The organism is Cypionkella sp. PAMC25878 (assembly GCF_058135695.1).
The window spans coordinates 1471014-1495767 of record NZ_CM176871.1; the positions used below are offsets into that span (position 1 = coordinate 1471014).

Here is a 24754-nt window from a genome sequence, read left to right on the forward strand (position 1 = left end):
AGCTGTTTCGCCTATCGCGCGCGGGCGGGCGAGAGTCAACCTGCCCGCCATCAGATCAATTCATCCAATCCGGCCTCGACAGCCCGAAGATCGACGGATCGTAGAGATAAGCCGCCCCTGCCGCCAGAATCACCGCGCCCAGCAACGCAAAACTGATCTTCCACCAGCTGTAAGGCCGCTCGCCCTGCACTTCGCCGGTTTGGCCGTTGACCAAAAACCGATAGCTTTTGCCGCCATATTTATAAGCCGCCATCCAGATCGGCAGCAGCACATGCTTGAAGGTCTCATCGGCGTAATCGGTATCGACCGACTCGACCCTTTGCACGTCGCCACCAATGTCGCGGCGCACGTCATCCTCAATCACCCCGGCCATCACGCTTTTCGCCGTGCCCCAACCATCGGCAAGGCCAACGGTATAGCCCTCAGCCTGAAAACCCGCGAGGTAATCGGCGGAATAGGGTTCCAGCTTGCCCAAATCCCACGGCGTCAGATCATTGCCCAAGCGCGCGGGCAGGCTGGTTGAGGCCATCACCAACACATCATCGAAATCGCGCGAGACTCGTCCCGAGGCTGGATACCACCGAGTCTTCTGTACCTGTTCCTGCCGCCGTTCGGTCTTGCCATTGACGGTGACATTCACCCATTGGGTTTCATAATAATACTCGCCGCGTTGTCCGCGATAGCGACTGTCGGTGTCGGCGTCATAGGTCCAGAACGGCGCGTAGATACCGTCCATCGCCCGACCGGCGCGAGTGTATTCGAGCAGTGAATTCGGCGCAAACCATAATCCCCCCAGCCAGCCGATCAATGCTTTGCGCGCCTGCGTCTCGGTCAACTCAAACGGCACCACGGCCTGAGGTTTGATCCGACGATGGCTGCCCGTATCCACCACCACGGGCGTGGCACAAAACGGACATTGGCTGGCGTGGTTCGCGCCCTGAAACTCCACCACCGCCCCACAACTCGGACATGAGGTGCTGCGAACCTCTTCGGTTGCGGCATCCGGCAAATCATCGGCCAAGCCCTTGGCCAGATCATGCTCGGTCAGCGCCTGCGCCTTTTGGCGCGGGGCTTTGGCGGGGATGGCTTGCACAAAGCCGCAATGGTCACATTTCAACTCGGTCTGACCGGGCGCATAGCGCAGGTCGGCCCCGCATTGCGCGCAGGGCCAATGATTTGCTTCCATCACGGCCATGAAAGATCAGCCTGCCGGAGGTGGTGGTGGCATCATCGCAAACAGCTTGGCAAGATCGGTATCGCCCGCAGCCTTCCAGCCATCCTGCCCCGCTGTCCAAACTTGGGCGCTGCGGCTGAGGCCACCTGAAGCCACCATCCTCGCCAGATCGGATTCGCTGAACGGGCCTTTGGTCGCACCATTCTCGGCGACATGCCAAGCCTTGCCCGCGGGTGGAGGCGGAGGCGGCGGAGGTGCCGCTGCCGCAGGCGCAGCCCCCCAAGGCCCCACCCCGCTCGCCATATTCATCCCCATGCCCGCCGCCATGCCCGCCCCGACCATAGCCCCCACACCGCTGTTTGGTTGCGCCATGCCCTCAGCCGCATTGAACTGCATGTATTTGTTCAGATCGCCCGCCACCCCCATCGAGGTGCGCTTATCCAGAACCTTCTCGACTTCTTCCGGCAAGCTAATGTTCTCAATATAGAATTCCGGGATCGAGATTCCGTATTCCTTGATCTTCGGCTCAATCGCCGTGGCGATCAGCTTGCCCAAATCGGCGGTATTCGCCGCCATATCCAGCACCGGAATCCCCGATTTCGCCAACACTTGCGACGCTTCCTGCACGATCACATTGCGGATTTGCAGGCTGATCTCATCCGCCGTGAACTCGCCATCGGTGCCAACAATCTCACGCAGGAACACCGCAGGATCGGCCACCCGCATCGAATAGGTGCCAAACGCCCGCAGCCGCACCGGGCCAAACTCGGGGTCGCGGCACATGATCGGGTTTTTGGTGCCCCATTTCTGATCGTTAAACCGGGTGGTGTTGATGAAATACACCTCGGATTTGAACGGGCTATCAAAGCCGTGGTCCCAATGCTGCAACGTCGTCATGATCGGCATGTTGTTGGTTTCCAACATATACATACCCGGCCCGAACACATCGGCCAACTGCCCCTCATGCACGAACACCGCCGCCTGGCCTTCACGCACCGTCAGCTTGGCGCCGTATTTGATCGCATTGCCCTGCCGCTCAAACCGCCACACCATCGTGTCGCGGGTGTCATCCAGCCAGGTGATGACATCAATGAACTCGCCCTTCAGAAATCCGAAAACCATGACGTACTCCTTTGCCCATAAGGGCCTAGCTTTCCCCACCCATCAGACGACGGGCAAGGGTTTCCACGATGGGCCGCGCTTCGGCCTCGGTCATGCCGGGGCGCAGGGCGGGGTTGTACAGCATCCGCAACATCATCTCGTCTTGCGTGGTCAGCAAAGCGAATTCTTCATCGTCGTTGAAGATCGAGGGCCGCGCCTGCGGGCTGTCATTTGGCAGCCCCAAACCCTGCGCGATTTCCTCGTGAATGCAGGACAGCCGCAGCAGATCGGGGTGCTCGGCCCGGATCACCGCAAACGCCCCGGTATAAACCCCCGACGCCCCCGCCGATTGCGCATAAACGATGCAATAGGTGGATCGCTGCATCGCTGTGATGCCGCTGACATCATTCGCCGTCAACCCCGGCATCGCGGCGTGCAGCACCGGGCCTAATGCCTGCCGCTCATCTTCCGAGACGATATAGACCCAGAAATTCGGGCGGTTGTCATCCAGCCGGATCGGATGCCCGGTCAACCCTTGCAAACGCTGCAAGTAAGACCCCACCCGCGCGGTATCGGTCGCGCGCATCTGCGCCGAAACCGAATCGCCAAACCGCAAGCCCACCCGCACAGGCTGCTGCCACCGCCGCAGCGCCGAGGTGGTCTGCCGCTGCACCGTGCTGGTGTTGGACCGATCGTATTCGTCGTAAAGTGCGACACGGATGAAGTTATCCGCCAGCATCCGGTCGGTATAGGGCGTATCCACCCCGCCGCCATCGGTGCGCAGCAGACCCTGACCCAGCAAGCCCTGCTGCACTTGCGCATAATACGCCCGTGCCGCCGCACTCGCCGCGGTTTCCGGCGTCACCACCGGTTCCGGCGGCTGCGCCATCACCGGGCGCGGCGCAGGTTTCACCACAGAAACTGGAGCCTCAGCGCAGCCCAACAGCGCCAGCGCGGCCAGAAGACCGCCCCAACGTTTCAACAATACGGGCCGCGCTTGCACCATGATCAGACGGCGCTGCCAATATTGACGCCGCTGGCGGTATTGCGCGCGCGCGCCGAAGCCAAAGTGTCGCGCAGCTCACCCTCCATCTTCACCAGCTCAATCTCTGCCGCCGCCCTGCGCGCCTTGCCCTCATCTGCAATCGCCAGGCTTTCCTCGATGGTCGCGACCAAAGTGGCATTGGCCTTCTGCACCGCTTCAATATCAAACACCCCCCGCTCCATCTCGGTGCGCACGATCTTGTTGGCGTCTTGCAGGTTCGTGGCGTTGGCGGTCAAGAGTTCATTGGTCAGATCATTGGCATCCTTGATCGCCACCGCCGCTTCCTTGCTGCGCTGGATCGTCACCGCCTGGGCCAGCTGAGTTTCCCACAACGGCACGGTGTTCATCAGGGTCGAGTTGATCTTGCCGACCAGCGACTTGTCATTTTCCTGCACCAACCGGATTGAGGGCAGCGACTGCATCGTCACCTGACGCGTCAGCTTCAGATCATACACCCGCCGTTCCAGATCATCGCGTGCCGCGCGCAGATCGCGCAACTCCTGCGCCCGGATCAGCTGATCGGCTTCCGGGGCCGCCTTCACCGCAGCTTCCCGCGCCGGAATATCATTGGCGTCGAGTTCCTTCAGCTTAGCTTCCCCCGCCGCAATATAGAGGCCGAGTTCGTTATAGAAGGTCAGCGTCTTACCATAAAGGATATCCAGGCTCTTGATATCCTTCAGTAAAGTCGTCTCATGCACCAACAGGTTTGCCGTCACCTTGTCGATCTGAGTCTGCACCTGCTCGTAGCGCGCCACAAACTCCGCCAAGGGGGCGGCGTGGCCGGTCAGCCATTCCCACCAGCTTTGCTTGCGGTTCACATCCAACTCTTCGCCCGAAAAGCCGCGAATGGTGGTGACGATCTCGCGCAAGGAATCCCCGGCTGGCCCGACATCCTTATTCTTCACGCCTTGCAGCATTTGCTGCGAAATCACCTGCAACTCCGCCTGCGCCCCCGACCCAAACGAGATGATCGACTGGGTGTTGCTCATATCCAGTTCCGCCATCCGCTTGCGAATGTCTTCGGCAACCGGGGCAGGGGCGGATTCCAGCGGCACAATCTCGCGCCCGGGCTCCGGCAGGATCACAGCGGTGACTTTTTCAACTTCGGCCAGCGTGGTGGCAGCAGCAGCGCGGATATCTTCTGTCATGGCTCTCACTCGTTCAAAGCCCCGCAGGGGGCGGATTGCAGAAAGATTAGGTTTCCAGTTTCAACCGATCTCGTAACACCTGAATTTCAACATCCAGATCGGTGTGATCGCCTTGCAGCATGGCTTGGGTGCGCGCGGCAAACGTTGTTTCCAACTCGCCCAGCAGCGTCTCATAATCCGCCCGGATTTTCGCATCACGCCCCTGTGCAAAGGCATCGGCGAACTTCACCGTCGCATCGCGCGCACCCATCAGATAGACCGACAGATACTTCCGCGCCGCCGTCAAATCGCCCGGATCGCTTTCCACGGATCGGAACAGCCCGCGCGCGATGCCGGAAAACTTCGCCACCCGCACCTCGAGGCCCGAGTCCTTGGCCCGCAGGATCGCATCCTTCATCCCCGCCAGCAGCGCCTCGGCCTCATCGACCGCCTTAGCCACCCGCTCGACCTGAAAGCTGTCGACGCCCTCCATGCCCTTGTCGCGCATCGGGTCCAGACCGAATGCGCCGACATGTAGGATCACCCCGGCCAGCCCCAGCAAAATCGCATAAACCATCGGCTGCGCCACCATAGCACCGACAGCCAAGCCGGCGCCCATCAGCACCGCGCCAAACGCCTTGCGCGGTATCGCCGGACGCCGCGCCACCTTGCGGGCGTCATAGGCATCCTGTGCCAGCGCGCCCTGCTGGGTCAGCCAAGCCGACAACAGCAAAACCCCGCAAGCAGCTAACCCCATGATCAGCGCGCGGGGTTCGCCCTTGAACGCCAAAGCCGCAAACAGAAACGGCGGCAAGAACAGCGCCCGCGCCCGTCCGGTGGACTTTGATCGCGCCGGCATCCCCGGCTGTGGTGCAACCCCCGGCCCCGCGTCGACACGCGAATTGCCCGGAGAATACTTACCGCCAAACCGCTCTGCCATCATTGGGCTCCAGTGATTGCGACATAGACCATCAGCGCCAGCAACAGCATAAACGCGCCCGATTCCAGACCCTTGGCAGACATGACGCCTCCTACCCGAACACCGGGAACCTCATGACTATAGGCACAGCCGCGCCGCCATGCCAGAGGGCACAAACGGGGAATTATCGCGTTCAGGCACCGCGCTTTGGCCGCCCGCCCGCAGGCTTCGGCCCCGTAGGCCCACCGCGCGTCGGCGTCGCCCGCTTCGCCGCTGGTTTTGTCGGCCGCAAAGCCCCGCCTTCAGCCTTCTTGGCCGCCGTGCCAAAGCTACGCGGCTTGCCCGCCTCAGCCTCGGCCTTTTTCGCCGCCGTCCCGAATGTGCGCGGCTTTACCGCCTCACCCCAAGCCTCTGACAACTGCTTCAGCCCCTCGCCCGCCTTCAATCTTTTGCCCGAAGCCGAACCCTCAGCCTTGCCCGTCGTGGTCCGCGACGCAGGCCGAGGTGCCCGCGTCCGCTTCGGCGCATCCTCATCCACCGTCGCCCCTTGGCCAAGTTGATCGCGCAAAACCTTGCCCTTGACCTCCTCAACCTCACCCGGCTGCAAATCGTTCAACCGGAACGGCCCGTAGCTGACCCGGATCAAACGGTTCACCGTCAGGTTAATCGCCGCCATCGCGCGGCGGATTTCGCGGTTCTTGCCCTCGCGCAAACCCACCGTCAGCCAGGCATTGGCACCCTGAATCCGGTCAATCACCACGATCATCGGTTGAAACCGCTCGCCCTCAACCACGATGCCTTTGCGCAACGGCTCCAGATCCGGGTCCACCGGATTGCCATTCACCCGCACGCGATATTTGCGCAGCCACCCAGTCGAGGGCAGTTCCAACCGCCGCTTCAACGCGCCGTCATTGGTCAGCAGCAGTAAGCCTTCCGAGTTCAAATCGAGCCGCCCCACCGACATCACCCGCGGCAATTCTGCGGGCAGATTGTCAAACACCGTCTCACGGCCTTTTTCATCGCTTTCCGAAGTCACCAGCCCGTCCGGCTTGTAATACAGCCACAACCGCGCCTGCTCCGGCTCGCCCACCACCACACCACGCGCCACGATCTTATCCTTCGAGGTCACGTTCAGCGCCGGCGAGGTAATCACCTTGCCATTGACCGAAACCTCGCCCAATTCAATCATCCGCTCGGCTTCCCTGCGCGAAGCGACGCCAGCCCGAGACAAAACCTTAGCAATCCGATCTCCCTCCGGCGTGCCCGCCGCAGGCTTCGCCGCCACCGCAGACTTCCGCTCAACGGCTTTGCCTTCAGTCCGGGGGGCCTCAACCTTGGGGCCAGCGATCTTCGGTGCAGATTTCGGGGGATTTGTATTCTCGGCCATAGTCTCTTATCCTTCAACGGGCTCAGCGCGCGACATGCGGGCTATTGGATCAAACTATTCTCTCAACCGCCAAGGGGCAAGCACGGTGTTCAAAACCTTCATGGACGCCGCCCTAAGCGAAGCTCGTGCCGCAGGCGCGCGCGGTGAAGTCCCCATTGGCGCGGTCGTGGTCAAAGACGGCCAAATCATCGCCGCCGCCGGAAACCGTACCCGCGAGCTTTGCGACCCCACCGCCCATGCCGAAGTCTTAGCCATCCGCGAGGCCTGCCGCCTCGCAAACTCCGAACGCCTCCCCGGATACGACCTCTATGTCACCCTAGAACCCTGCCCAATCTGCGCAGGTACTGTCTCCGCCGCCCGCATCGCCCGCCTGTACTACGGCGCTGCCGATCCCAAATCCGGCGGCACCCTCCACGGCGCGCGGGTGTTCAGTCACCCGCAATGCCACCACATCCCCGAAATCTACGACGGCATCAACGCCGCCGAGTCCGAGGCCTTGCTAAAGGCCTTCTTCACCCAGCGCCGCTAATTCCCTAAAATTTATCTAAAATTTGCTTTCACATTGCCTAAATACTCCTGCGCGTCGCGCTGCTGTGGCAAGCGGAGCATGCCTCCGGCGGGGATATTTACGCACAGAGGATGACCAAGTGCCGCTCGGCCCCTCACTCATCCGGCCGCCGCAATTCAAACGGTTCCCTCACCACCGCGTAATCCATATAGCCCAACCGCGCCACAGGCCGCACCAAGCCGAGATCAAACCGCCCTGCGCGCAGATATTCCTCGCGGATATGCACGCCGACAACCTCCCCCACCGCCATCCAGTTCTCGCCCGCCAACTCCAGCAAATGCACCAAGCGGCACTCCAACACCGCCGGAGCCATCGCCACCCGCGGGCAATCAATCGCCACACATTCCGCCTTCTCCACCCCGGCCAGCACAAACTCATCCACCCCGCGCGCCACACTTTCCGAACTGGCGTTCATCTCGGCGATCATACTCTCGGCCACCACATTCACCGCAAACACCCCCGTCTCGCGCAGGTTAGAGATCGAATCCTTCATCCCGCCCGCAAACATCACCTGCATCGGCGCATCATTCACCGCGTTGAAAAACGAATAGGGTGCCAAATTGTCCCCCAATCCGCCGCGCGTCGAAATCCAGCCAATCGGCCGCGGGGCCACAATCGCCTTGAACGGATTGTGCGGCAGCCCGCCATTTCTAGGCCCCGCTTTCGGCTCATAAAACATCCACATCCCCTTCAGGTTTGATCCTGCCCCAAACGCATGTTACCCGCGTTTCCAGATGATTCTGGAAGGGCCGCCCGTGTATCAGCTGGAAGAAGAAGTCGAGGAGGATTGGTGGGAAGTCGAGGCGCTTTATGATCTGTGCTTTTCCCCCGGTCGCACCGCTTTGTCTTCCTATCGGTTGCGCGACGGCGTGCCCACCGTCGCCGCCCTCTGCCTGATCCTGCGCGATGAAGACGGCACCTTGGCAGCCGCGATCCGCTATTGGCCCGCTGAGATCGACGAGGGCGATGGCGAAGATGGTGAAGACGTGCTGCTGCTTGGCCCGATCGCCGTTCATCCCACCCGCCAAAGCGAGGGCCTGGGTGGCCTGTTGATCAACGAAAGCCTTGTCGAAGCCCGCCGCTTGGGGTGGGAGCGCGTGCTGCTGGTCGGCGACGCGCCCTATTACTCCCGCTTCGGTTTCAAAAAGCTCGACGGTGTGGTGATGCCGCCGCCGACCAACCCCGACCGCGTGCTGGGGTTAGAGCTGAAAAAGGGCGCTTGGGATGGCATCAAGGGCCATGTCATCAAGGCCAGTGGCGCGACCCTGCCGCAAGCCTGATCACCGCTCTTGCCGAAGCTGCGCAAACCCCCCACATTGGCCCTATGACCCAACTTCCCGCCTTGCGCCCCCCCGCTGCCGACACCGAAATCGCCGAGCTGGCCCGCGCTTACAAGCGCGCCAATGGCCCGTTGATGACGCTGGTGAACAAAATCGGCGGTGGGTTGGAAAAACAGGCCGCCCTGATCCCTGCCGCCCTGCGCACCCAGATTGAACAGGTGGTGATCCGCGCGCTGACCGCCGCCCACGGCCTCGCAGGCCTCGCCGATCAGGGCCCAAAAATGGGCGGCAAAGCCAGCACCTTCGCCGCCATGGCGACCGGGGCCGCTGGTGGGGCAGGGGGCTTGCTGACCTCGCTCGCCGAACTCCCCGTCACCATCACCTTGATGCTGCATACGATCCGGGCCGAGGCGATCCGCGCCGGGTTTGATCCCACGGAACCGGGCATCCGCGCCGCCTGTCTTGAGGTTTTCGCCGCAGGCACCCCCCTGCAAGGCGACGACGGCGTCAACGCCGCCTTCCTGTCGGCAAGGATGACGCTGACCGGCCCCGCGATCCAAAAACTCATCGCAACCGTCGCCCCCCGGCTTGCCGCCACCATGGGCCAAAAACTCGCCGCCCAAGCCGTGCCCGTATTGGGAGCCGTCTCGGGTGCTGCCCTGAACGCCGCCTTCCTCAGCTATTACCGCGAAATGGCCCGCATCCGTTTCGCGCTGATGCGTCTGGCCGAAACCCAAGGCGGCGAAGCCGTGGTCGCTGCCTTCGCCAAAGCCACCCTGCCGCCGAAAATCACCAAAGCCTGATGCCGCTTATCGCTTCCTTCGGGCGCTCTGCGCTTGGCCTAGCGCAGAGCGCCCGAAGGAAGCGATAAGCCGCCCCGTTGCCCCAGACCGCCGCCAAACCCATTCGCTTTTCAGTTGCACCGAAGGAGACCGACATGACCACATTCACCGGCGGCTGCCTCTGCGGCCAACTGCGCATCGTAGCCACAGGCCAGCCCTACCGGGTTGGCCTGTGCCACTGCCTTGATTGCCGCAAATACCACGGCAGCTTGTTCCACGCCTCAGCGATGTTTCCCGAAACCGCCGTCAGCATCACCGGAGAATCCCGCAGCTACACAGGCCGCAGCTTCTGTCCCACCTGCGGCTCGTCGGTGTTCGCAATCAGCGGTGATGAGGTCGAGGTGAACCTCGGCTGCCTTGATGCCGCCAACCTACTGACGCCAACCTACGAACTCTGGACCATCCGCCGCGAAGCCTGGCTGCCAGAGTTTCCGCTGAAGGGATACGCAGGAAATCGTGTATCGGCTGGGCGAACCGAAGACTAGCGGTCTATTTCCCCGCTTGATAACCTAAACGATCTGGGCCTAGCTTTGTGTGTGCGAACAGTAAATTGGCGCATGGCGACCCTGGAAGGATTTCCACTCTTATGTGCAAACTGCTTATTTTTGTTATGTTCTACGGGCTAACTTGTTTGAGTGCCCAAGCGTCTGAAGCAACACTATTGTTCAAACGTGAATTCATCGAACGTTTTTTGGAAACCTTCTACAATGGCCAGCAGTTCTCTTTTGCAGGGCTCAACTGTAAAGGTGATCCTTGGTTAGACAAGCGCGCTGCTTGCGACAGTGCTGATCGCGTGGTTTCCATTCAGATTCGCAATACAACGCGCCAAGATGGCGACAAGATCGAAAATTGGAATGCCGTCGCTCAGTTGGTTAGCGTCCCGCCGATTCGGTCATATGGCAACTGGGCAGTTGATAGCCGAAGCGATATGGACACGATCATTGACGCTTTGAACGATTGGATCAAATCAAAGCCAAATATGAAATTTGACGCTCCGTGCTTCCAACCTAAGGGTGCGACCAGAAGACTTGCCTTCAATGTCATTTCCCTAACAGGTGAGCACGCATATATTGTGGTCGCCCTCACTGATAGCGAATTTGGCCCGATGCTCGTTTTCGCCATAACACGCGGAGAGGGCTTTTGCATGGCCGCACTAGGATAAGCCCCCTCACTCCCCCACTGACGCCAAATACTCCATCAACGCAGGCCGGATCGTCTCCGCCCCCTCACTCCGCGCCTGATCAATCACCTTCCGCGCCTCACTCAAATCCACCCGCCGCAGCAAAGCCTTTACCGGGCCAATCGAGGCTGGCCGCATCGACAGGTTCCGCAGCCCTATCGCCGCAAACGCCACCGCTTCCACCGGACGCCCCGCATCCTCGCCGCAGAACGACAGTTTCGTCCCCGCCGCAGCACAGCGCGCGATCACCACTTCCAGGAACGTCAGGAACGAGGCGTTCAGCGAGTCATAGCGCTTCCTCACCCGCTCATTTTCCCGATCTGCCGCGAAGAAAAACTGTTTCAGATCATTGCCGCCAATCGAGATAAAATCCGCCATCTCAAAAAACGCATCCGGCGCATAGGCCAAACTCGGTGTCTCCAGCATCGCGCCCACTTCCAGCGCGGAAGGCACCGCATGGCCCAAAGATTTCTCGCGGTGAATCTCGCGCAGCACATGCGCACGCGCCTCAACAAATTCGCCATGCTCAGACACGAACGGAAACATGATCGCCAAAGGCCGCCCCGCCGAAGCCCGGATCAGCGCCTGCAACTGCATCCGCAGCACGCCGGGTTTGTCCAAGCCCACCCGGATCGCCCGCCAGCCCATCGCCGGGTTCGGCTCGTCCTGCGGCTTCATATAGGGCAGCACCTTGTCCGAGCCGATATCCAGCGTGCGAAACGCCACCGGCAGCCCCTTGGCCGCCTCAATCACCCGAGAATACAGCGCCGCCAACTCATCACGGCGCGGCATGTAATTGCGCACCAGAAACTGCAATTCAGTGCGGAACAGCCCGACCCCTTCAGCCCCAGAGCCCACCAGAGACGGCAAATCCGCCATCAGCCCGGCGTTCATATGCAAGGCAACTGTCACCCCGTCGCGCGTCGTCGCAGGCAGGTCGCGCAGCGAGGCATAGCGTTCCTGCGCCTTGGCCTGCATCGCCATCGTGCCCCGGAACGACCGCGCCACGGCATCTTCAGGTCGCAAATGCACAATGCCCTGATCGCCGTCGACCAAGATCGGATCGCCGTTCAGTGCCTCATTGGTGATCCGCTCGGCGTGGATCACCATCGGGATCATCAGCGCCCGCGCTACAATCGCCGCGTGCGATCCAACCGAACCTTCCTCCAACACCAAGCCTTTCAGCTTGCGGCCATATTCCAGCAATTCCGCAGGCCCGATGTTGCGCGCCACCAGCACCGGGTTGTCCGGCATCTCGGCCCCGGTATCTTTGCCTTGCCCGGTCAAAATCCGCAGCAGCCGATTCGACAGATCGTCCAGATCATGCAGCCGCTCGCGCAAATAGGCATCTGGCACCTGACTTAACCGCGCCCGTGTCGCCGATTGCTCTTTCTCCACCGCCGCTTCGGCAGACAGGCCCGAGGAAATATCCTCCTCCATCCGCCGCAACCAACCGCGGGAATGGGCAAACATCCGATAGGCCTCCAGCACGGCTTTCTGGTCTTTGTCCAGGCTTTCCGCCGCCAGCAGATCATCCACAGATACCCGCAGCACCCCCACGGCCTCGCGGATGCGGTCGATCTCGGTCAACGGATCATCCGCCACCGGATTGGTGACAACCACGCGCGGCTCGTGCAGCCAGACCCGGCCTTCGGACGCCCCCTCTTGGCCGCTGGTGCCACGAAACAGCACCGGCTGCTTGTGCAACCGCCCCATGCCGCCGCCGCCCTCACCCGAGAACGCGCCAAGCTCGGTCATCTCGGCCAAAACCATCGCCACCACTTCCAGCGCGTAGATCTCATCTTCCGAATAGGCCCGCGCCTGCTTGGATTGCACCACCAACACGCCCAGCTTTTCACCCACCCGTTGGATCGGCACGCCAAGGAAGGCCGAATACAGCTCCTCACCGGTTTCCGGCATAAACCGAAAGCCTTTTTCAGAGGGCGCATCAGCCGTGTTCACCGGCAGACCAATTCGCGCCACCCGACCGACCAGACCCTCACCCAGCTTCATCCGAGTCTTATGCACAGCGGCTTTCTTCAGCCCTTCCGTCGCACAAAGCTCCAGCGTTTCGGGGTCGCGGAACAGATAGATCGAGCACACTTCGGTGCCAATCGAATCCGCGATCAGATGGGTGATCTGGTCAAGCCGCTCTTGCCCCTTCGCCTTGGTGCCCAGCACATCGCGCAGGCGGCGGAGAAGTTTACGACTGTCACTGTCACTGCGCTCTGCGGGCATAGCCTCAATCCGATCAAATCCAATCTGCTCTCTATAGGCGAGTTATGTGACAAAAGTCAGTGGGCAAACCGCTGTCGCAGCCGAGTTTATCACCCGCCTGCGTAAAAACCGTCCGAAGCCGCAGCAATCGCGGCAGAATTGCGCGCAAACGTGTCGGCCTCACGGCCATGTGACAACAGGTGATCACCCTCGGCGTAAGATCGCCGCCCCGGCCCCTCGACACCCCAGCCCTGCCATGGCAGGTAAACCCCATGTCGATGCTGACTCGCCTTTTCCTGCTGCTGACCGTGTTGGCGCTGCTGCCTTTCGGCAGTTTTACCGCCAAATTCGGTACGGGCCCGTTCAACACAGGCCCGTTCAACACAGGCCCGTTCAACACAGGCCTGCGCGCCGTCGCGGTGATCTCTGCGCAGCTTGATGACGCAGCCGTCGCAGCCACCCCCAGCGAGAAAACCTTCGCCGCAGCGCAAAGCCGCTGCAAAGGTCCGGCCTTGCCCGGCTCGCCCTGCAACCCGGCGCTGGTGGTTTGGCCAACCGAGCTGACACTCGCCTTCAACGCCCCGGCGACGACGGTTCACCCCGCCGCATGGCCACCAAAGATCGGCCACAAACCCGCGCTGCCCCTCGGCCCGCCAAGGCTGGCCTGAACGCCACTGCCGCGCCTGATCGCGGCCCCGTTCTGCTCAAACTCCAGCCGATAAGGATACCCCCATGCTCACCCGACGCGCCTTCATGGCCGCGGCTTCCGCCGCATCGCTCGCCGCCTGCGCCCCGAACCCCGCCGAAGTGATCCCGCCACCACCGCCACCGCCGATGCCGGCCCGCTATGGCGCGATCTACACCGAGCCGCATCCGGTCCCCGCCGTGCCCGATGGCGTGGTAGATGAAAAACTCTGGCGGCAAGAGGTCGAGAACCCGTTCCCCGCCGAGCCCCCCGGCACCATCATCGTCGATCCAGATGCCGCGTTTCTGCATCTCGTCACCGAACCGGGCCGTGCGTTGCGCTACGGCGTCAGCGTTGGGGCTGCAGGTTACGGCTGGAATGGCACCGCGCGCATGCAGTTCCGCCGCAAATGGCCGGTCTGGAAAGCCCCGGATTCGATGATCACCCGCCGCCCCGATCTTGCGCCCTATTCCGTCGCCAATGGCGGGATGCCCGGTGGCCCCGGCAACCCCTTGGGCGCCCGCGCGCTCTATCTGTTCCAGAACGGCCAAGACACGCTTTACCGCATCCACGGCGCATGTGAGCCAAAATACCTCGGAAAATCCGTGTCCTCGGGCTGCATCCGTATGCTCGATCAAGACGTGATCGACCTGCACGACCGGGTGCAAGATGGCTGCAAGGTGGTGGTGCTAGCCTCGCTGGGCCAGTCGCAGTTCGAGGTGCCATACTAAGGCCCGCAGGGCAGCGGGAAAGCCGCGCTGCCCACACGCAAGCGTGCTTGCCTGCCCGCCGACAACCAGCTTGTCCGAACCGCCGTACTCTGCAATCCTGCCGCCGATGAATGACACTCTCAAGATGAACGACGCCCTCAACCTGACCGGCCGCATCCTGATCGCTGTGCTGTTCCTCGGTGGCGCGCTGCAAAAACTCGGCGACCCCGCCCCGGTCGCCGAGATGATCGCCTCCATAGGCCTGCCCGTGTGGCTGGTCTGGCCCGTAGCCGCCTTCAACCTGATCGCCGCCCTCGGCCTGATCTTCGGCCCCGGCGTCCGCACATGGGCGCTGATCCTCGCCGCCTATTGCATCTTCACCAGCTACTTCCACTACCAACTCCGCGCCGATCCGTGGCAAATCACCATCATGGTGAAAAACTGGTCTATCGCCGGCGGATTGTTGATCCTCGCTGCGCAAGGGCCGGGGCGGTATGTGTGGCGGGGCAGGGGTTAACAAACCTTGAACCTAAAAGTGCAAACCGCTGATAACAAACAAAACTCTATCCGGTCCCAACTCGGGACCACATAGAAAAACGCCGGGCAGCCTAGTCACCCGGCGTCCATTTCTCAACCGAAAAAACCCTCTCAGGCCTTTTCAAGCTCAAAAGCATCGTGCAAAGCCTGCACCGCCAGCTCCATATATTTCCGGTCGATCAGCACCGAGATCTTAATCTCAGACGTCGCGATCACCTTGATATTGACGTTCTCTTTCGACAGCGCCTTGAACATCGTTGCCGCCACCCCGGCATGAGACCGCATCCCGATCCCCACCACGGAAATCTTGGCAACATCACTGTCCACCACGATCCCATCATAAGTGATCGTGCCCGCCGCGACAGCATCCTCCATCGCTTTCTGCGCCCGCGCCACCTGATTGACCGGGCAAGAGAACGTCATATCGGTGGTCGCCCCCTTGCTGCTGCCAACCTCAACTTCCGAGATATTCTGCACGATCATGTCGACGTTGACGCCAGCCTCGGCCAGCGGCCCAAAGATCGCCGCCGCGATGCCGGGGCGATCCTCGACCCGCACCAGCGTCACCTTGGCCTCATCCCGGCTATACGCCACGCCAGAAACTACTTTCGATTCCATGATCTCATCCTCGTCGCAGACCAGCGTTCCAGAGTTTTCATCGGTATCCTCAAACGAGGACAACACCCGCAGCCGCACCTTATAGCGCATCGCCAGTTCAACCGAGCGGGTTTGCAGCACCTTCGCGCCTAAGGATGCCAGCTCCAGCATTTCCTCAAACGCGATCTTGTCCAACTTGCGGGCTTTATTGGTGATGCGCGGGTCAGTGGTGTAGACCCCGTCCACATCCGTATAAATATCGCAGCGCTCCGCCCCGAATGCCGCCGCAAAGGCAACCGCCGTGGTATCCGACCCGCCACGCCCCAAGGTGGTGATCCGACCCTCAGCCGACACGCCCTGAAAGCCCGCGACCACGGCCACCTTGAAGCCCTCAGCAAACTTTGCGTCGATATGCTCGCGCGGGATCGAGATGAACCGTGCGCTGGAATGGGCGGAGGTGGTGTTGATCGGCACCTGCCAACCCTGCCAAGACCGCGCTGCGATGCCCATTTCTTGCAACCGCAACGCCATCAGCCCCGCCGTCACATTCTCGCCGCTCGACACCACCGCGTCATATTCGCGCGCATCATACAGCTTTGAGGTGCCTTCCACGAAACCAACCATCTTGTTGGTTTCCCCCGACATCGCCGAGACGATGACAATCACGTCATAGCCGCGCGCGACCTCGGCCTGCACCTTTTTCGCGGCATTTTCGATCCGCGCGAGGTCGGCCACCGAGGTGCCGCCAAATTTCATCACCAGAAGCGGCATGGTACGCCTTTTCCCGCCATTCAAATCGCGGGCTTCATAACAGAAGCACCCGCGAGGGCAAGGCTTACAGGATCAGATCGATCGCCGTCAGCACCGGCTTGTTCAGCAGCACAATCTGCCAATCCGCCACACCACTGCCAACGTTGTCACCCGAGATCGCACGGATGCGAATGTCATAGCGCACCTGCCGCGCCCCACTGAACGCCGCCGCCCCCCAAGCCCGCGTCAGCCGCCGAACGGAACACAAAGAAATCCGCCCCCGCGCCAGCATCAGTGTCGTTCGCCCCGCCGTTGCCAATCAATTCATTGCCAACAGCAGAGCCAGTCAGGTTGAGTTTCTGATCCCCGTCCAACTGGGCCTTTTCGACATTGGCGAAGCTGGTCAGGTCGATTCCAGTGCTTGAAGCGATGATCTCGTCCACCCCCTCGTTGACCAGCTCGAAAATCCGGTCCAACGCCGTTTCGATCGGATAAGTGTCGTCACCCGCTGTCACCCGCGCCGCCCACAAGGCTGTCGTTTCCGGTGCCACCGTCCATAGTGTGGTTACCGACGTCTCCGAAAAGAACGTCGCCGTCACTTTCGCCGCTCAACACGTCAGCGCCCGCACCGCCATAAATCAAGTCGCTGCCGCTTCCTCCATTGACCTGATCATTTCCATCGCTGCCAAAGAGTCCGTCGTTTCCGGTGCGGCCATAAAGGATGTCATTGCCTGCATTCCCGGCAATGGTGTCGTTGGCGGCGCAGCCAAACAGCGTGTCGTTGCCAGCCTTACCTTCCAAATGCATGGCTAAAACACCTGGATCATAAATTCGCGCATGTGCCTCGTCATCCTGCCAGCTCACGGTAAAGCGTCCATCGGACAAAACTTGCAACGCTAGCCCGCTGATATGGCCATTGGCTCCGGCCGAGGCGACGTGGAACTCGGTGCCGGACATAGTGCCATCAGAATTAAAAACCTGACCTTCGATAGAGAAGTCGGACGCTATTGAATACCGGACTGCCACAAACCGCCCGTCGGGAAGCGCCTTGATCTCAACGTCAGTCTGATTGCCTGATGTCGTCGTGTTTATTTGAAACTGTGGGCCGATTGCTTCGCCGTTGCCATCCAGCAGTTGGGCATGCAGGGAGCCAACTGAAGATCGCCCCCGCTGGTGGATTGTTCCTGCCATGCAACGACGAGGTCTCCGTTTACCAGTGCGGCGATCTGCACATACGCCCCCCCCCCCCTCCAGCGGTAGAAGTGGTGAAATGCTGGGTCAGGCCCGACAGTGTCCCGTCAGTATTGATGATCTGAACTGAAAATCCTGCGGGGTCGCTTCCCAGCTCAATGCGAGACCTCCATCCGGCAGCATAGCAACAGAGTGACGGCGACCAAAACCACGGGGCGACGTCGCAAAGGTGAGGACCGCAGAGTCCGCGACGCCGGCAGCGGTAAATATCTGGCCGTTTAGACTGCCAATATGTCCCTGATCGGCAGAGCCGTCATCTGACCAAATTGTCATGAAGCGTCCGTCGGGAAGCATTGTCGTGTTTTCCGAACCCAGATGGTGTGTCGGCGATGAAGTGACAACCGTTTTTGTGCCCACTGGCGTTCCGTCCAGAGCAAAAACTTGGTGCTTGAAGGCAAGGCTCGCCCTATCCGGACCGACAAAAGTTTCATCCCGCCAAGAGACGACAAACCGCCCATTTTCTAGTGCCGTAACTGTGGCCAGGGTGATGCCTTCTGTTCCTATTGGCTCGACAAGAAGTGGGGTCGTTGCAAAGGTGCCGTCTGGATTGAGTATGCATGTCCAGACCTCTTGCGGCGACGCATCGCTCGACTGAAACCAAACGCCGGCAAAGCGGCCATCGCTGAGTTCGGACACGATTGGCGCAAACAACGCTGCCGCCGATGGCCAGCCAGCGACCAAGTTTTCTGGGCCGACTGGAATTGGGTTGGGCATTTCGGGCCTCGTTAATCCACGCAACTTGCGAAGAAGCGGTTGCGTGCCCGCATCCGCACGGCAAGTTTGTTAGGTCAAATATCAACGTTCGTTGAAATGCAGGTGGTGACTGAACCGCATACTAGCCATATCTCTGCGGTATCCCCTACGGAACTCAAGGGCGCACCCGTCGCACGGTCCACATGCCAGCCCGTGCCACGCAAGGGATTTACCCAAACCCCGCCAGCAAGTCCGTCAGTCCGATCACGCTGCGGGAATAGAACGCCAGATCGACCGTGGCATCACCGTTGAAATCGAACTCGTACAGCAACACTGCCATCGAATTGTAGATGCCAATGCTCGCGCCGATCAGCGGCAGGCCGGGGCCAACCGTTGCCGCCGCATCATTTAGGTCCAACACATCGCCCAACTCGAAATCATCGAGATAATCGACGCCGCCGCTGCCGATCAGATCGAACACAAAGCGGTCAGTGCCCGCGCCGCCATGCAACTCGTCCGTGTCCGCGCCACCACTCAACGTGTCATTGCCAGCCCCGCCATCCAGCGTATCATTGCCCGCCGCACCGCTGAGATATTCAGCATTGCCCACACCAGTCAGATGGTTCGCCCCAGCGTTGCCCTCCAACCTCTGAACCGCACCGCCGCCGGTCAGATCCAGCAGCGCCGCGCCCAGCAACCGCAGCACTTCGATATTCTGGCCATAATCCGCAGCCGAACTGGCATCCAGTGAAGCGCTCTCGGTCTCGACCACATCAAAGCCCTGATCTGCCGCCTCATGCACATGATCCAGCGCCGGGTCATACAGAAAGTAGCGATCATCGCCGCTGCCGCCATAGAGCTCCACCCGATTGAACGCGGTCAGCGCCAAAAGCACGTCATTGCCCGCGCCGCCATACAGACTTTCGCCGTCCATCCCGCCCGAGGTCAGCGTGTTGCGCCCCGCATTGCCGATCATCAGGATGACCTGACCACCGCCCGACAGATCGAGGTTTTGCGCGCCCTGCAGTTGCAAAACCTCCACCTGAGGCAGATCACCGCCACTCAGCGCGATCACCGAGGATCGTACGATGTCGTAGCCCTCGCCGACCAGTTCAACCACCTGATCCGCCGCGCGATCCATGACATACACATCATCGCCCAGGCCGCCGCGCATCACATCAATGCCGCCATCGCCCATCAACAGATCATTGCCGCTGCCCCCCTCCAGCGTATCGTCTTCCGAGCCGCCATGCAGCGTATCGTCGCCATCGCCGCCCGACAGCAGATCACTGTCGCGGCCACCGAACAGCTGATCATGGCCCGCATCACCACTCAGCCAATCCAAGCCATTCAGCCCGATCAGAGAATCATGTCCCGCGCCACCAAACAGGCTGTCATCGCCGACATTGCCGTTTTGGGTATCGTCACCGTCGCCGCCATAGAGACAATCCGCATCATAGCCGGAATCGAGATAGTCGTTCCCCGCCTCGCCCCACAATGTATCCGCGCCGGTGCCACCAAACAGCCGATCATCGCCGCCGGGGCCTGCCAACAGCCCGCTGTCGCCCCACAGTTGATCCGCACCGCCGCCGCCATAAAGCGAGTCCTTGCTCAAGCCCCCCAGCAGACGATTGCCGCCCAGATTGCCATAAATCTTATTGGCCAGATCCGAGCCATCGACGTTAAAGTCCTGGCCTCCCTGCAAGGTCAGATTTTCGATATTCACCATCAAGGCCATGTCGACGCCGCTGCGTCCCAAAGCCGCCGCGCGCAGTAAATAGCTAGGCGTGACAAACACTTGATCGGTGCCGCCATTCGCCACTTCGATCAAGCTGACATCGGTATGGTTCAACTCGTAGCTGTCATTGCCAAAGCCACCCGACAGGGTTTCGGCAAGGCTATAGGCCGCCTCTTGCGCTGCGGTCAGCCCGGCAAACCGCTTGGCCGAGATCAGCATATCCTGACCATTGCCGCCCAACAGCACCGTGCGCAGGGTCAAACTCTCGTCCGGCAGCCGCCCTGCATTGGCAAAGGTGGGCCAATTTGCCGGGCCTTGCCAGCCCGTCAACGTATCGTCGCCGGAATATCCCGTCAGGGTGGTGAAGTAGCTGCGCACCGCGCCAGTGGCGACTTTCTCGCCCGCCGTGAACACCTGCTGCACGTTCAGCACATCATCGCCAGTCGTTCCCGTCGCGGAACGGGTAAGGTTAGGTTCGGCCAAATCAGCCACCTTTGGTTAATTGCAACCCAAACGAGCAACAATGTCAGCGATACGCAGGCAAGACCCTACAACAGAACAGAGATGACTATGCCAGAGAACTGTTTTCAGTGCAATTTGCATCGAATCGTCGGCATTTCGCGCCGCAACCGCAGGCTGCAGCGGAATTCGCGCGAATTCCGTGGACGAATTCCGCTACGGAATTCGCCTACAGCGCCCGCCAACCGATGTCAGAGCGGCAGAACCCCTCCGGCCAGCGCAGCAGGTCAATCATTGCATAGGCCCGGTTGCGCGCATCAGCCAAACTATCGCCTCGTGCCGTGATGTTCAGCACCCGACCGCCGTTGGCAACAACCTGACCGTCCTTCATCGCCGTGCCTGCGTGAAACGCCATATGGCGGCTGTCCTCGGGCATCCGCTCCAGCCCTTCGATCGCCGAGCCCTTCCGGTACGCCCCCGGATAACCCTTCGCCGCCATCACCACGGTAATCGCATGATCGTCGGCCCAGTTGACCTGCGCGCGGTCCAAACGGCCTTCCGCACAAGCCAGCAGCAAATCCAACGCCTGCGCGCCCAAGCGCATCATCAGCACCTGCGTCTCCGGGTCGCCAAACCGCGCGTTATACTCCACCAGCCGCCCCTGACCGCCTTTGATCATCAGCCCCGCATAAAGCACTCCCTGATAGGGCGTGCCGCGCCGCGCCATCTCGGCAATCGTCGGCAAAACGATCTCGTTCATCGCCCGCTGCGCCACCGCATCGGTCAGCACCGGAGCAGGCGAATACGCCCCCATCCCGCCGGTATTCGGCCCTGTATCGCCGTCGCCCACCCGCTTGTGATCCTGCGCCGTGCCAATCGGCAAAGCATGGACGCCGTCGGTCAACACGAAGAACGACGCCTCCTCGCCGGTCATGAATTCCTCAATGACCACTTCCGCGCCAGCAGCCCCGAACCCGCCGCCGAACATATCGTCAATCGCAGCGAGGGCCTCGCCTTCAGTCATCGCCACAATCACGCCCTTGCCCGCCGCCAAGCCATCGGCCTTGACGACAATCGGAGCGCCCTGCGCCCGGATATACGCCTTCGCCGCCTCGGCCTGATCAAACCGCGCATAGGCTGCCGTAGGCGCGCCACATGCGTCACAAATCTCCTTGGTAAACCCCTTCGAGGCCTCCAGCTTCGCGGCCTCGGCACTTGGCCCGAATGTCAGAAACCCCGCCGCCCGCGTCGCATCCGCAACCCCAGCCGCCAGCGGAGCCTCCGGCCCGACAATCACAAAATCAATCGCATTTTCGGCGCAGAACGCCACCACTTCGGCGCCATCGAGAATATCAAAATCCGCACATTCCGCCAGCATCGCGATCCCGGCATTGCCCGGTGCCACAATCAGCCGATCCGTCTTCGGGTTCTGCTTCACCGCCCAAGCCAAAGCATGTTCGCGCCCGCCCGAGCCTAAGATAAGGATGTTCATGCGCGCCCCCCGCTTGGCTTGTGGATGCAGGCTTCATAGGATGGTGCTTGCGGTTGAACAAGTGCGGCGATGTGCGAGGTGGCAATGCAGGATGATAAACTGTGGCAAGAGATCAAGACGGCCCCGAGTGCCCTTGTCACTCTGGATCATGACTTAGAAGCTGCAATCACCAAAGCGATGCTGCGCCAATACACGATTGATGCGCGCAGTGTTGCGATTGCGCTGCGTGAATACCGCCGCCTGCGCTATCTCCGCGCCATTTCGGCGGAACCCCTGCGCGCGCCGCCGCTGCTGGCGTTTATCCAAGATCGGGATACAACAAGTTCGCGGGCCTTTCGTGAGACAACGCGGCAGTCCATGCAAGCCACAACGACCTATCTGGCGGGCACGCTACCATTTGTCAGTGATCCCGCATATCAGCGGACGCTTTATCTTTATCGTCAAGAGTTCACTCAGGCGCCGATGCCAGAGATATGGCCTTCTCTGACCCAAGCTCGCCAAAGATATATCGCTATGGCCTGTGCGGTGGCCAGTGCTGGTGCCATAATCATGGGAAACCGTTTGTCTTCCAATTTGCTCAATATCCTTGGCTGCGCGCTGCTTTTTCCGGCGATCTTCTTCATCATATTCTTTCAACCGCATTGGGGTGAACCACGCACGGAAAGCTGAAACACGCAGGACAGCTGCTTTCCTGCGCTGCGATTTCATGCCAATCTTCTCCGATGACCGATATGTTCGAAGACACACCCGCGCCCTCCAATTCCCCCGAATTCACCGTCTCGGAACTCTCCGGTGCGGTCAAAAAGGTGATTGAGGGTGAATTCGGCCTTGTCCGCGTGCGCGGCGAGGTTGGCCGGGTCAGTCGCCCCGCCTCGGGCCATCTGTATTTCGCGCTGAAAGATGACCGCGCCTCCCTCGACGCCGTGTCGTGGAAGGGCCAAGTCGCCAAAATGCAGGTCCGCCCCGAGGAAGGCATGGAGGTGATCGCCACCGGGCGGATGACCACCTTCCCCGGCCAGTCAAAATACCAACTGATCGTTGATGATGTGGCCCCGGCAGGTGCTGGCGCTTTGATGGCGATGCTGGAAAAACGCAAGGCCGCCCTCAGCGCTGAAGGCCTGTTCGACCCTGCCCGCAAAAAGCCGATCCCCTACCTGCCGGAAGTGATCGGCGTTATCACCTCGCCAAGCGGCGCGGTGATCCGCGACATCCTGCACCGCCTGCGTGATCGTTTTCCCCGCCATGTGCTGATCTGGCCCGTCGCCGTGCAAGGCCAGAACTGTGCCACCGAAGTCGCAGCCGCCATCAAAGGCTTCAACGCCATCGCGCCCGGCGGCCCGATCCCGCGCCCCGACCTGATCATTGTCGCGCGTGGCGGCGGCAGCCTCGAAGACCTCTGGGGTTTCAACGAGGAAATCGTCGTCCGGGCAGCGGCAGCGTCAGAAATCCCCCTGATCTCGGCCGTCGGCCATGAAACCGACACCACCCTGATCGACTACGCGTCAGATCTGCGCGCGCCCACCCCCACCGCCGCCGCTGAACTCGCGGTGCCCGTGCGCCTAGACCTGATCGCCAGCCTCGATGCCCTCACCGCCCGCCAATCTCGCGGCGTCGCCCAAACCCTGCAACGCCGCGACCAACGCCTGCGCGACCTAACCCGCGCGCTGCCACGCTTGGAGAGCCTGCTCGCCACCCCCCGCCAACGCCTTGATACGGCTGGACAACGCCTCGGTGGCGCGCTGGGCATCGCCGCCGCCAAGAAACGCGGCACCTATGCCACCATTGCCTCACGCCTACGCCCCGAAGCCCTGCTGGCCCTGATCGCCCGCCGCGCCGAGGCACTCAGCAACGCGGATCTGCGCCTGAACGACCGCACCGCTCGGGCACAAGAACGCAAACACGCCAGCTTCGACAAATGGGCCTCGCGCCTCGCCCCCGCGCTCACCCGACTGATCAGTGACGCCACCCGCAAAACCGCCGAAGGCCGCGCCAAACTGGCAGCCCTCGACACCCGCCTGCAAGTCGCCCCGACCCAACGCCTCGTCCGCCTGTCGCAACGTCTCGACGCGCTAGACCGCACCCGCACCACGCTGGGTTATGCTGAAACCCTCAAACGCGGCTACGCCGTGGTGCGCGGCGACGGCCATGTCGTCACCAGCAAAACCGTTGCTGAAAAAGCCCTGGCCCTAGAGATCGAATTCGCCGACGGCCGAGTCACCTTAGGCCCGCGCGCGGCGAAAAAATCCAAACCGGGTGGCCCAGAGCAAGGCAGTTTGTTTTAAGCATCGGCTCACCAGCCGAATTTCAAGCGCGAAATTCTAGCGCGGAGCCGTAGGGGCCCAAGTCTGAAATCAGAGGTATGGCTACGAGGTAGGACCCTCCGGGGGGAGTATTTCAAAAAGAGCAACTGCTTCAGGTTTGCTCTTTTTGAAATACTCGCGCCGCAGGCTTCTGCCGCTGCAACTCAAACCCAAGGTAGCCAATCATCCCCCGGCAGCGCCGCAGAGCGGGGCCTCGATGGCCCCCGAGGCGGCCTCACTGCTCAGATCAAACCCCGACCTGCGGCCCCATACAGCCCATCGGCCCGGCACTTTGCGCCACCTCGGACAGATCAGACCCCACACCATCCCCGATGAACTCGGCCTTCATCCCGGCGCTGCCCATGAAGAACAGCCAGCATTGCGGATCATTCGGATCTTCATAGACAAAGCAAATCTGCGGGCCCTTCTCGTACCAATAGCCCTCGCGGCATTCATCCTCGGTGAAGGCCCAAACCACCTTACGATCCGGTTTATACTGTTCAGTGCCGTACACCGTGCCGTCCAGCGCATAGGTCAAGGTTTTTCCCGTCACATAGGCTTCAAACGCCGCTGCGGTCATGGGGGGGTTAGGCGGGACAACCCTGGGTGGGGGGGGCGTTTCGGCCAAAACCGGGGCGGCAAACGCGAGGAAGGCGAGGGCGAGGCAATGGCGCATGGTAATCTCCGTTGCAGTGATCCTGC

The 24754-nt window shown here is 61.2% G+C and carries 25 protein-coding genes; 10 read left to right on the forward strand and 15 right to left on the reverse strand.

Annotation, left to right across the window (positions count from 1 at the left end; translation table 11 throughout):
- Window positions 1–55 precede the first annotated feature (55 nt).
- The 6 genes from ACS5RD_RS06870 to ACS5RD_RS06895 all read right to left on the reverse strand — a co-directional run bounded on the left by ACS5RD_RS06870 (window position 56) and on the right by ACS5RD_RS06895 (window position 6753).
- Window positions 56–1189, reverse strand: coding sequence for a TFIIB-type zinc ribbon-containing protein (locus ACS5RD_RS06870; protein ID WP_489931345.1), 1134 nt, complete (start codon window positions 1187–1189; stop codon window positions 56–58).
- Window positions 1190–1201: 12 nt separating this feature from the next.
- The gene (locus ACS5RD_RS06875; RefSeq protein ID WP_489930555.1) at window positions 1202–2296 is read right to left on the reverse strand and encodes an SPFH domain-containing protein; all 1095 of its coding nucleotides are present in this window, start codon (window positions 2294–2296) and stop codon (window positions 1202–1204) included.
- A gap of 25 nt (window positions 2297–2321) precedes the next feature.
- Entirely contained in the window at window positions 2322–3281 is a 960-nt protein-coding gene (locus ACS5RD_RS06880; protein WP_489930556.1) for a DUF2927 domain-containing protein, read from the reverse strand.
- A gap of 2 nt (window positions 3282–3283) precedes the next feature.
- The gene (locus tag ACS5RD_RS06885) at window positions 3284–4468 is read right to left on the reverse strand and encodes a toxic anion resistance protein (protein WP_489930557.1); all 1185 of its coding nucleotides are present in this window, start codon (window positions 4466–4468) and stop codon (window positions 3284–3286) included.
- 46 nt (window positions 4469–4514) lie between these two features.
- Window positions 4515–5387: a 5-bromo-4-chloroindolyl phosphate hydrolysis family protein gene (locus tag ACS5RD_RS06890; RefSeq protein WP_489930558.1), complete on the reverse strand. Its 873-nt coding sequence runs from the start codon at window positions 5385–5387 to the stop codon at window positions 4515–4517.
- A 172-nt stretch (window positions 5388–5559) separates the two neighbouring features.
- Window positions 5560–6753, reverse strand: a complete 1194-nt coding sequence (locus ACS5RD_RS06895) for a pseudouridine synthase (RefSeq protein WP_489930559.1) — start codon at window positions 6751–6753, stop codon at window positions 5560–5562.
- 100 nt (window positions 6754–6853) lie between these two features.
- On the opposite strand from ACS5RD_RS06895, the gene ACS5RD_RS06900 reads away from it, so the two are divergent.
- Window positions 6854–7282, forward strand: coding sequence for a nucleoside deaminase (locus ACS5RD_RS06900; protein WP_489931346.1), 429 nt, complete (start codon window positions 6854–6856; stop codon window positions 7280–7282).
- Window positions 7283–7415: 133 nt separating this feature from the next.
- Here the strand turns inward: ACS5RD_RS06900 and ACS5RD_RS06905 are convergent, their stop codons facing one another.
- A complete protein-coding gene (locus tag ACS5RD_RS06905; RefSeq protein WP_489930560.1) occupies window positions 7416–8000 on the reverse strand; it encodes a flavin reductase family protein in 585 nt (194 codons plus the stop codon).
- Between the two features lie 76 nt (window positions 8001–8076).
- On the opposite strand from ACS5RD_RS06905, the gene ACS5RD_RS06910 reads away from it, so the two are divergent.
- From ACS5RD_RS06910 to ACS5RD_RS06925, 4 genes are all read left to right on the forward strand, one after another.
- Window positions 8077–8601, forward strand: a complete 525-nt coding sequence (locus tag ACS5RD_RS06910; RefSeq protein WP_489930561.1) for a GNAT family N-acetyltransferase — start codon at window positions 8077–8079, stop codon at window positions 8599–8601.
- Window positions 8602–8645: 44 nt separating this feature from the next.
- On the forward strand, window positions 8646–9404 hold the full coding sequence (locus ACS5RD_RS06915; protein ID WP_489930562.1) for an EcsC family protein: 759 nt from the start codon (window positions 8646–8648) through the stop codon (window positions 9402–9404).
- A 134-nt stretch (window positions 9405–9538) separates the two neighbouring features.
- A complete protein-coding gene (locus tag ACS5RD_RS06920; RefSeq protein ID WP_489930563.1) occupies window positions 9539–9928 on the forward strand; it encodes a GFA family protein in 390 nt (129 codons plus the stop codon).
- A 101-nt stretch (window positions 9929–10029) separates the two neighbouring features.
- Window positions 10030–10605 (forward strand): hypothetical protein, encoded by a 576-nt coding sequence (locus ACS5RD_RS06925; RefSeq protein ID WP_489930564.1) that lies wholly within the window; start codon window positions 10030–10032, stop codon window positions 10603–10605.
- A 6-nt stretch (window positions 10606–10611) separates the two neighbouring features.
- Here the strand turns inward: ACS5RD_RS06925 and ptsP are convergent, their stop codons facing one another.
- Complete coding sequence (gene ptsP, locus ACS5RD_RS06930) at window positions 10612–12861, reverse strand: phosphoenolpyruvate--protein phosphotransferase (protein ID WP_489930565.1); 2250 nt, start codon at window positions 12859–12861, stop codon at window positions 10612–10614.
- Window positions 12862–13112: 251 nt separating this feature from the next.
- Between ptsP and ACS5RD_RS06935 the strand changes: the two genes are divergently transcribed.
- From ACS5RD_RS06935 to ACS5RD_RS06945, 3 genes are all read left to right on the forward strand, one after another.
- Window positions 13113–13508 (forward strand): hypothetical protein, encoded by a 396-nt coding sequence (locus ACS5RD_RS06935; RefSeq protein WP_489930566.1) that lies wholly within the window; start codon window positions 13113–13115, stop codon window positions 13506–13508.
- A 64-nt stretch (window positions 13509–13572) separates the two neighbouring features.
- Window positions 13573–14256, forward strand: coding sequence for a L,D-transpeptidase (locus tag ACS5RD_RS06940; protein ID WP_489930567.1), 684 nt, complete (start codon window positions 13573–13575; stop codon window positions 14254–14256).
- Window positions 14257–14326: 70 nt separating this feature from the next.
- Complete coding sequence (locus ACS5RD_RS06945) at window positions 14327–14752, forward strand: DoxX family protein (protein WP_489930568.1); 426 nt, start codon at window positions 14327–14329, stop codon at window positions 14750–14752.
- Between the two features lie 131 nt (window positions 14753–14883).
- On the opposite strand, the gene ACS5RD_RS06950 is transcribed toward ACS5RD_RS06945, so the two are convergent.
- From ACS5RD_RS06950 to purD, 6 genes are all read right to left on the reverse strand, one after another.
- Window positions 14884–16140, reverse strand: coding sequence for an aspartate kinase (locus ACS5RD_RS06950; RefSeq protein WP_489930569.1), 1257 nt, complete (start codon window positions 16138–16140; stop codon window positions 14884–14886).
- Window positions 16141–16313: 173 nt separating this feature from the next.
- On the reverse strand, window positions 16314–16634 hold the full coding sequence (locus ACS5RD_RS06955) for a hypothetical protein (RefSeq protein ID WP_489930570.1): 321 nt from the start codon (window positions 16632–16634) through the stop codon (window positions 16314–16316).
- Window positions 16621–17310: a calcium-binding protein gene (locus tag ACS5RD_RS06960; protein WP_489930571.1), complete on the reverse strand. Its 690-nt coding sequence runs from the start codon at window positions 17308–17310 to the stop codon at window positions 16621–16623. The genes ACS5RD_RS06955 and ACS5RD_RS06960 overlap by 14 nt, the downstream gene beginning before the upstream one ends.
- 87 nt (window positions 17311–17397) lie before the next feature.
- Entirely contained in the window at window positions 17398–18084 is a 687-nt protein-coding gene (locus ACS5RD_RS06965) for a hypothetical protein (RefSeq protein ID WP_489930572.1), read from the reverse strand.
- 208 nt (window positions 18085–18292) lie between these two features.
- A complete protein-coding gene (locus ACS5RD_RS06970) occupies window positions 18293–20284 on the reverse strand; it encodes a calcium-binding protein (protein ID WP_489930573.1) in 1992 nt (663 codons plus the stop codon).
- A gap of 205 nt (window positions 20285–20489) precedes the next feature.
- Window positions 20490–21752 (reverse strand): phosphoribosylamine--glycine ligase, encoded by a 1263-nt coding sequence (gene purD / locus ACS5RD_RS06975; protein WP_489930574.1) that lies wholly within the window; start codon window positions 21750–21752, stop codon window positions 20490–20492.
- Window positions 21753–21836: 84 nt separating this feature from the next.
- Between purD and ACS5RD_RS06980 the strand changes: the two genes are divergently transcribed.
- Both ACS5RD_RS06980 and xseA read left to right on the forward strand, forming a co-directional pair.
- Entirely contained in the window at window positions 21837–22421 is a 585-nt protein-coding gene (locus tag ACS5RD_RS06980; protein WP_489930575.1) for a hypothetical protein, read from the forward strand.
- Window positions 22422–22474: 53 nt separating this feature from the next.
- Window positions 22475–24034, forward strand: a complete 1560-nt coding sequence (gene xseA / locus ACS5RD_RS06985) for an exodeoxyribonuclease VII large subunit (protein ID WP_489930576.1) — start codon at window positions 22475–22477, stop codon at window positions 24032–24034.
- Between the two features lie 265 nt (window positions 24035–24299).
- Here xseA and ACS5RD_RS06990 read toward each other — a convergent pair whose 3' ends face one another.
- Window positions 24300–24728 (reverse strand): hypothetical protein, encoded by a 429-nt coding sequence (locus ACS5RD_RS06990; protein WP_489930577.1) that lies wholly within the window; start codon window positions 24726–24728, stop codon window positions 24300–24302.
- Between the last annotated feature and the right edge of the window lie 26 nt (window positions 24729–24754).

Excerpts from the sequence above, each read along its gene's own strand:
- ACS5RD_RS06885 (WP_489930557.1), bottom strand. The coding sequence starts at position 4,468 with ATGACAGAAGATATCCGCGCTGCTGCTGCCACCACGCTGGCCGAAGTT.
- ACS5RD_RS06925 (WP_489930564.1), top strand. The coding sequence starts at position 10,030 with ATGTGCAAACTGCTTATTTTTGTTATGTTCTACGGGCTAACTTGTTTG.
- ACS5RD_RS06950 (WP_489930569.1), bottom strand. The coding sequence starts at position 16,140 with ATGCCGCTTCTGGTGATGAAATTTGGCGGCACCTCGGTGGCCGACCTC.
- xseA (WP_489930576.1), top strand. The coding sequence starts at position 22,475 with ATGACCGATATGTTCGAAGACACACCCGCGCCCTCCAATTCCCCCGAA.
- ACS5RD_RS06920 (WP_489930563.1), top strand. The coding sequence starts at position 9,539 with ATGACCACATTCACCGGCGGCTGCCTCTGCGGCCAACTGCGCATCGTA.
- ACS5RD_RS06880 (WP_489930556.1), bottom strand. The coding sequence starts at position 3,281 with ATGGTGCAAGCGCGGCCCGTATTGTTGAAACGTTGGGGCGGTCTTCTG.
- ACS5RD_RS06965 (WP_489930572.1), bottom strand. The coding sequence starts at position 18,084 with ATGCCCAACCCAATTCCAGTCGGCCCAGAAAACTTGGTCGCTGGCTGG.
- ACS5RD_RS06890 (WP_489930558.1), bottom strand. The coding sequence starts at position 5,387 with ATGGCAGAGCGGTTTGGCGGTAAGTATTCTCCGGGCAATTCGCGTGTC.
- ACS5RD_RS06940 (WP_489930567.1), top strand. The coding sequence starts at position 13,573 with ATGCTCACCCGACGCGCCTTCATGGCCGCGGCTTCCGCCGCATCGCTC.
- ACS5RD_RS06895 (WP_489930559.1), bottom strand. The coding sequence starts at position 6,753 with ATGGCCGAGAATACAAATCCCCCGAAATCTGCACCGAAGATCGCTGGC.
- ACS5RD_RS06875 (WP_489930555.1), bottom strand. The coding sequence starts at position 2,296 with ATGGTTTTCGGATTTCTGAAGGGCGAGTTCATTGATGTCATCACCTGG.
- ACS5RD_RS06900 (WP_489931346.1), top strand. The coding sequence starts at position 6,854 with ATGGACGCCGCCCTAAGCGAAGCTCGTGCCGCAGGCGCGCGCGGTGAA.
- ptsP (WP_489930565.1), bottom strand. The coding sequence starts at position 12,861 with ATGCCCGCAGAGCGCAGTGACAGTGACAGTCGTAAACTTCTCCGCCGC.
- ACS5RD_RS06915 (WP_489930562.1), top strand. The coding sequence starts at position 8,646 with ATGACCCAACTTCCCGCCTTGCGCCCCCCCGCTGCCGACACCGAAATC.
- ACS5RD_RS06935 (WP_489930566.1), top strand. The coding sequence starts at position 13,113 with ATGTCGATGCTGACTCGCCTTTTCCTGCTGCTGACCGTGTTGGCGCTG.
- purD (WP_489930574.1), bottom strand. The coding sequence starts at position 21,752 with ATGAACATCCTTATCTTAGGCTCGGGCGGGCGCGAACATGCTTTGGCT.
- ACS5RD_RS06980 (WP_489930575.1), top strand. The coding sequence starts at position 21,837 with ATGCAGGATGATAAACTGTGGCAAGAGATCAAGACGGCCCCGAGTGCC.
- ACS5RD_RS06960 (WP_489930571.1), bottom strand. The coding sequence starts at position 17,310 with ATGGCAGGAACAATCCACCAGCGGGGGCGATCTTCAGTTGGCTCCCTG.
- ACS5RD_RS06990 (WP_489930577.1), bottom strand. The coding sequence starts at position 24,728 with ATGCGCCATTGCCTCGCCCTCGCCTTCCTCGCGTTTGCCGCCCCGGTT.
- ACS5RD_RS06905 (WP_489930560.1), bottom strand. The coding sequence starts at position 8,000 with ATGTTTTATGAGCCGAAAGCGGGGCCTAGAAATGGCGGGCTGCCGCAC.